We start from the raw sequence: 1436 nt of genomic DNA, 5'->3' as shown, positions 1-1436 counted from the left end.
GATGGAGGAAAGGATGGCGAGGGTTAGCATGTGGCATATCGCAAATAAATACTGACCGTTCATTTGCCTACGAGTTCAGCGTTGAATGGCCCTGGCATGTGGACCGTGGTGAACAACATCTATCTGGACATCGAGTCGCTTTACGGCTGCTACAATTTCGTAATCAAAGCGGGGGAGCAGTTCGACTGGCAGCGTTACACATCCGTACTGGTCACCTTGTGCTGTCGTCACCGTCAACAGCCTACCCGCATCCTGTCGCGAAGCTATCCCATCACCCAAACTACCTCGCAGGTTAAGCTCCCTGTGATGCTGCCTGATCCTGACAAATACCAGTTCGAACTCAGCAAATCCTACAGCGCCGGCCCCAACTCGCCCCATATTTCCGTCGTACTGAAAGAACCGACCAGTCAGGATGTGTATCTGTCCTCCACCCTATATCGACAGCACACCCTCATACTGTTGGCCAATATGGATTGGCACCGCGTCGCACATGTTACGGTCTTCGCCAGCTACGCCTGCTCTCCCGCAGAGCGCTTGTATCAACAGTTTCAATTTACCGAATCCGATGCTGGCCCCCAGTGCTTCAGTGCCGACCAGCCCGATCCTGAACGGTGTATCGTCGATCTAGATATCTGGTTTACCTATCAGCCAGGCGAGGGCGACGGTTGGCCCGAAAACATGCAGATTTCAACCAAGGCAAAGGCGATTGATCTCGCGAACTTCAGTCAATAAGGAAACATCATGTTACTACTCAGAGCCAAAACCACCACCATCAACAACATCACCTTCTTCGCCGACGATTCCGATGACAACCAGTTCTGGTATCTGCCCGGCGATATCCATATCGCACAGACGGCGGGCGAGCCTGTATTTTCCTTAATCAAATACACCGGCGATGCTGGTGATCCGCAAGGGGGATACATCAATTTTGAGGTCAATACGGCGATTGATGAAACGGTGCTGGACAGCGCCTTCAATGACTATCTGCGCAAGCTGAAAGTTGATCCCCAAAATGCCCGGAAAGCGCAGGTGCCCTACGACAAGGGGGTGGTGAACTTCTTCGTACTTGATGCGGAAGGTGCCAAAGGTGAGTTGATCAGCGCCCCTTGTCCCAGTCTATTCGGCGACAACACCGCTATCTTCAGCGCCAAGCTAACGCCGTCTCAGGCTGTGATCCTGGAAGCTGCCTTCACCCAAGCCCAAGCACCCGCAGCCGTCTCATATAACCTCAGCTTTACCGGCATCACGCCGGCGCTGAAGGTAGAAGTGACTGCACAGTTTGAAAACATCTATAAAGAGTTCGATCTGAAGTTCGGCGCCAACATTCCGATCCCAGTGGAGACCCAGGGCCATTCAACGCTGAACTCGTAGGCAAATGAACGGTCAGTATTTATTTGCGATATGCCACATGCTAACCCTCGCCATCCTTTCCTCCA

Annotated in this window: 2 protein-coding genes; both read left to right on the top strand. The window is 52.6% G+C overall.

The genetic code is table 11. From position 1 onward, the window contains the following. Positions 1-96: 96 nt before the first annotated feature. On the top strand, positions 97-732 hold the full coding sequence (locus tag C2I19_RS19395; RefSeq protein ID WP_103904265.1) for a hypothetical protein: 636 nt from the start codon (positions 97-99) through the stop codon (positions 730-732). Positions 733-741: 9 nt separating this feature from the next. Further along, positions 742-1371, top strand: coding sequence for a hypothetical protein (locus C2I19_RS19390; protein ID WP_199181282.1), 630 nt, complete (start codon positions 742-744; stop codon positions 1369-1371). Positions 1372-1436: the final 65 nt, after the last annotated feature.

The sequence above is a fragment of the Chromobacterium alticapitis genome, from assembly GCF_002924365.1.
GTDB classification, from domain to species: Bacteria; Pseudomonadota; Gammaproteobacteria; order Burkholderiales; family Chromobacteriaceae; genus Chromobacterium; species Chromobacterium alticapitis.
This window is presented reverse-complemented; position numbering and strand designations above follow the sequence as displayed.